We start from the raw sequence: 5164 nt of genomic DNA, 5'->3' as shown, positions 1-5164 counted from the left end.
CTGACACACCGCGGCGCGGGGCAAGCCCGCTCACTACAAGCCCTCGGGGTTGGCATCCTGTTGCTGTAGCGCATCCGCCAGAAAATCAAGAAACACCCGTACCCGTGGCGGCAGGTGGCGGCGGCTGGGGAACACGGCGTTGAGAAACAGGTAGTCGTTGGCATAAGGCTCCAGCAGGGCAATCAGGCGACCGTCGCGCAGGTCGTCCTGAATATCCCACAACGCCTTGAGCACTATGCCGCTGCCGCCCACCGCCCAATCATGGATCACCTCGGCGTTGTTGCTGAGCAGGGTGCCCTTGATCTGCACCTCCAGCCCATGGCCGTTTTCCTGGAAGGTCCAGCGATCAAAGATACGCCGGCCACGCACCAGGCGCAGGCAGTCGTGGTGCAGCAGGTCCTGGGGCGTCTGCGGCGTGCCGTGCTGCGCCAGGTAGTCAGGTGACGCGCACACTACGCGGCGGCTGGACAGCAGGCGGCGGCTGACCATGCCGGTGTCGCTGGGGTTGTCGGTCAACAGGCCTACATCCAAGTCGTCACCCGCTACGTCGGCGGGTGAATCGGAGAGCAGCAGTTCTACGGTGATACGCGGGTAGCGTCTGGAAAACTCGGCAATCAGCGGTGCAATTCGCCGTCGGCCGATTTCCAGGGGCGCACCTACGCGGATATGCCCGTGGGGCGTCTCCAGCCGTGTGCCCACTTCGGCCACCGCCGCGTCCAGCTCGTCGAGAATGAACAGCCCGCGCTCATGCAGCAGCGCGCCTTCTTCCGTCAGGCTGAAATGCCGTGAACCCCGGTTGATCAACCGCACCCCCAGGCGGCTTTCCAGCCCCGCCAGGCGCCGGCTCACGGCAGGCAGCGAACTGTGCAGGCGCCGCGCCGCCTCCGACAGGCTGCCCGCCGCCACGATGCGCACGAACAACCGCAGGTCACTGATCTCGTCCGCCATACCTTCCTTCCTATTTTTGCAAGGATGCCTTGATTTTTTAACGGCTATTCAGCCGCTCGCGTGCTCATCAGACTGCCACCAACCCGCTCTTAGCAAAGCCTTGAGCCCGATTCTGTTCATCTAGCGAGCCTCACCGTGAGCCATCTCAATTCTCACTCCGAAGACACTTCTGTTTCCACTGGGCGCAAACAATGGGCGCGCCTTGCGCTGTTTCTGGTCGCCTTTGTAATCATCGTCCTGGTGCTGCTTCAAGGGTTTCATTACTGGCGCAATGGGCGCTTTATCGAAAGCACCGACGACGCCTACATCAAGGCCGATTCCACCGTGATCGCGCCCAAGGTCGGCGGTTACATCAGTGCGCTGCCGGTCAACGACAACCAGCCGGTCAAGGCTGGCCAACTGCTGGCGACCATTGACGACCGCGACCTGCGCAACGCCCTCGACGACGCCCGTGCCAACGTCACGGCGGCAACGGCGGCCGTTGCGCAACTGGACGCCCAGGTGGTCGCGCAGGCGTCGATGATTCGCCAGGCCGACGCCCGCGTGGCGGCTGCCTCGGCGACGTTGAGCCTGTCGCGGCGCAACGACACGCGACGCCAGGCAATGGCCCGGGTCGGCTTTGGTTCCAACGAACAGGCCGATAACGCCGCTACCGACGCCAAGGCGCAGACCGCCAACCTGGAGGGGTTGCAGGCTGCTGCGCTGAGTGCCCGCCAGCACGTGGATGTTCTTGCCCGCCAGCGAGAGCGTGCAGTGGCGCGCCGGGACGCTGCCCAAGCCCAGCGTAACCAGGCCGAACTGAACCTGAGCTACACCCGCGTGGTGGCGCCGGTGGATGGCACCGTCGCGGCGCGCAGCGTGCGCACCGGGCAATTCGTCCAGCCGGGCACCCAGTTGATGGCGCTGGTGCCCCTGGCACAGGTGTATGTGGTCGCCAACTTCAAGGAGACCCAGTTGCTCAATGTGCACCCCGGCGAGTCGGTGCGGGTCAGTGTCGACACCTTTCCCGACCATGATCTAAGCGCCACCGTCGACACCCTGGCCCCGGCCAGCGGCGCGGAATTCAGCTTGCTGCCACCGGACAATGCCACGGGCAACTTCACCAAGATCGTGCAGCGGATCCCGGTGAAAATCCTGTTCAACGACGCGGGTGAACTGGCTGGGCGCCTGCGTCCCGGCATGTCCGTGACCGCCGCCATCGATACCCGGGCGCCACGCCATGAACCATGATCCTGTGAGCCTGCGCACCTGGGTGGCGGTGGTCGGCGCCGCGCTCGGCGCGTTCCTGGCGATCCTCAATATCCAGATAGTCAGCTCGTCCCTGAGCGATATCCAGGGCGCCATCGGTGCCGGCTCGGATGAAGGCGGCTGGATCACCACCGCCTACTTGGTCGCCGAAATCATCGTGATCCCCATGAGCGGCTGGCTGGCGCGGGTGTTCTCGACGCGCACGTACTTGCTGACCAACACCGTGCTGTTCCTGATCCTCACCGTGGCCTGCGCCTTTACCAAAAACCTCGGGCAGATGATCGTGGTGCGGGCCATGCAGGGCTTCGCCGGGGGCGTGCTGATTCCCTTGGCGTTCTCCATCATCATGACGCGCCTGCCGCCGTCCAAGCATGCGATCGGCCTGTCGATCTATTCGGTCTCGGCGATCTTCGCCCCCTCCATCGGGCCGGTGATCGGCGGCTACTTCAACCAGACCTTCGGCTGGCAGTCGATCTTCTACGTCAACCTGCTGCCCGGCTCGATCATGCTCGGCCTGTTGTGGTTTGCCCTGGACGCCGAACCGCGCCAGTTGCACCTGCTGCGCACGGGTGACTGGTGGGGCATCCTCAGCATTGCGATTGGCCTGGGTTGCCTGGAAACGGTGCTGGAGGAGGGCGAGAAAGACGACTGGTTCGGCTCGCCCTTTATCGTGCGCCTGAGTGTGATCGCAGCGGTGGCCCTGAGCGTGTTTGTGTGCGTGCAACTGCGTCGGCGCAATCCGCTGCTGCAATTGCGCCTGCTGGCGCGGCGCAACTTCGGCCTGGGCACCATGGCCAACTTCTTCTTTGGCCTGTCGATGTACACCTGGGTGTACATCATTCCGCTGTACCTGGCGCGTATCCATGGCTACAACTCCGAGCAGGTTGGCTATGTGCTGATCTGGATCGGCATCCCGCAATTGCTGATGCTGCCGCTGGTGCCCGCGCTGATGCGGCGTTTCGACCCGCGCAAGCTGGTGGCGGTGGGGTACCTGATCCTGATCGGCGGCAGCTTGCTGGCCACCCACCTGTCGATGAGTTTTGCCGGCCCGCAGTTCATCGCCTCCAGCCTGATCCGCGCCCTGGGCCAGGTGCTGGTGATGACGCCACTGTCGGCCATCGCCGTGGCGGGGATCGAGCGCGAACACGCAGGCTCCGCCGCCGCGCTGTTCAATATGACCCGCAACCTCGGCGGCGCCATCGGCATTGCGGTGTTGCAGACCTTCATGAGCAACAGCGGCAAGTACCACTCCGACGTGATCACCCCGCAGGTGTCGTTGCTCAATGACGCCACCCGACAACGGCTCGATGCGTTGACCCAGTGGTTTCTTGCGCGCGGCATCAGCGACCCGGAACTGGCGCGGCACCAGGCCATCGTCGAGGTGGGCCGGTTGATCCGCCGCGAGGCGTCGATCCTCGCGTTCAGCGACACCATCATTTTGCAGAGTGCGTTGTTGGGGCTTGCTTTCCTCGCCGTGCTTTTGCTGAAAAAAACCAGAACCGGCAACACCGGCGAGGCGCACTGACATGAATACTTCCTTCACACCCTTCACCCTGTTGCTGTTAAGCCTGGCGCTGGCCGGCTGCACGGTCGGCCCGGATTACTCGGCGCCCCAGCCACCCGAAGAGCAACACTACCTCGCCGATCCTCGGCAGGAAGCGCAACTCAATGAAGGCCAAGCGCTGCGTGAAGATTGGTGGACCTTGCTGGGCTCCCCCGACCTCAACCGCACCGTCGACCGCGCCCTGGCGCAGAACGGATCGCTGGTGATCGCCCGCGCCAACCTGGCCAAAGCCCGGGAAGGCGTGGCGATGGCCGACGGTGGGCGATTACCGCAGGTCGATGCCGGCGCCAGTGCGGGTCGGACCAAGGTCGGCGCCACGGCGTTCGGGCCACAGGCCGAAGACTTCCCGTTGTTCTCGGCCTATGGCGGCGGGCTGAGCGCGACCTATGACCTGGACCTGTTCGGCGGCGAGCGGCGTCAAGTGGAAATGGCCTCGGCCAATGTGCAGGTAGAACAACAGGCACTGAAAGCAGCGCGCCTGGAAGTCGCCGGCAACAGCGTGGGCGCCGCGCTGCGCATGGCCATGCTGAACGGGCAGGTGCAGGCCATCACTTCGGTGATCGAGGCCGATCAGCAGACCCTCGACCGCGTGAAACAGGCGGCCAAGGCTGGCGTGGCTTCAACCCTGGATGTGAGTTTGGCGCAAAGCCAGCTCGACCGAGACCGCGCACGCCTGCCGGTGCTGGCCCAGACGTTGGCGGTCAATCGCGGCGCGTTGACCACACTGGTCGGTGCCACCGAAACGCGCTGGACCGCACCGGACTTTGACTTGGCCTCCCTCCAACTGCCCGAGCATGTCCCGGTGGCCGTCCCTTCCGAGCTGGTGCGCCTGCGCCCGGATATCCGGGCTGCCGAGGCCCGTTTGCAGGCGGCCAACGCCTGGGTCGGGGTGACCACGGCAGACCTGTACCCGCACCTGACCCTGAGCGCCAGCCTGAGTGACGAAGCCTTGTTTTCCGGCCCCGCCAGCTCTGCCTGGAACCTGCTCGGCGGGCTGGCCGGCCCGGTGTTCCATGGCGGCACGTTATCGGCGCGCCAACGGGCGGCCGAAGACGCCTATCAGGGCGCATTTGCGGCGTATCAGCAGACGGTGTTGCGTGCGTTCCAGCAGGTCGCCGTCAGCCTCCACGGCCTGCAAAACGCCGCGGATGAGGCACGTGCCGAGCAACAGGCCCTCGACTCGGCGACTGCTGCGCTGCGCCTGACCCAACAGGCGTATCACGTGGGCAGCGCTGGCCTGCTGCAAGTGGTGCAGGCCCAGCGCACTCAACAACTGGCGCAACTGAGGTGGGTGCAAGCCCGTGGAAACAGGTACCAGGAGACCGTCAACCTGTTCCTGGTCCTGGGCGGTGGTCATGCCTGAGACTGTAGTGAGCGGGCTTGCCCCGCGCGGCGGTGTGTCAG

General features: G+C 65.0%; 4 protein-coding genes. 3 read left to right on the top strand and 1 reads right to left on the bottom strand.

The annotated features are described in order from the left end of the window. Nucleotides 1–33: 33 nt before the first annotated feature. Nucleotides 34–948, bottom strand: a complete 915-nt coding sequence (locus HX803_RS31820) for a LysR family transcriptional regulator (RefSeq protein ID WP_178926033.1) — start codon at nucleotides 946–948, stop codon at nucleotides 34–36. A gap of 135 nt (nucleotides 949–1083) precedes the next feature. On the opposite strand from HX803_RS31820, the gene HX803_RS31815 reads away from it, so the two are divergent. From HX803_RS31815 to HX803_RS31805, 3 genes are read left to right on the top strand one after another with little or no spacing between them, the layout of a single operon-like run. Beyond that, the gene (locus tag HX803_RS31815; RefSeq protein WP_259174508.1) at nucleotides 1084–2178 is read left to right on the top strand and encodes an HlyD family secretion protein; all 1095 of its coding nucleotides are present in this window, start codon (nucleotides 1084–1086) and stop codon (nucleotides 2176–2178) included. Beyond that, the gene (locus HX803_RS31810) at nucleotides 2168–3721 is read left to right on the top strand and encodes an MDR family MFS transporter (protein ID WP_178926032.1); all 1554 of its coding nucleotides are present in this window, start codon (nucleotides 2168–2170) and stop codon (nucleotides 3719–3721) included. Before HX803_RS31815 ends, HX803_RS31810 begins: the two co-directional genes overlap by 11 nt. 1 nt (nucleotide 3722) lies before the next feature. Next, nucleotides 3723–5123, top strand: coding sequence for an efflux transporter outer membrane subunit (locus tag HX803_RS31805; protein ID WP_178926031.1), 1401 nt, complete (start codon nucleotides 3723–3725; stop codon nucleotides 5121–5123). Nucleotides 5124–5164: the final 41 nt, after the last annotated feature.

Origin of the sequence: Pseudomonas sp. P7548 (genome assembly GCF_013386585.1) — a bacterium.
Taxonomy (GTDB): domain Bacteria; phylum Pseudomonadota; class Gammaproteobacteria; order Pseudomonadales; family Pseudomonadaceae; genus Aquipseudomonas.
The sequence above is the reverse complement of the archived record's forward strand: the minus strand, read 5'-3'. Positions and strand labels throughout refer to the sequence as shown.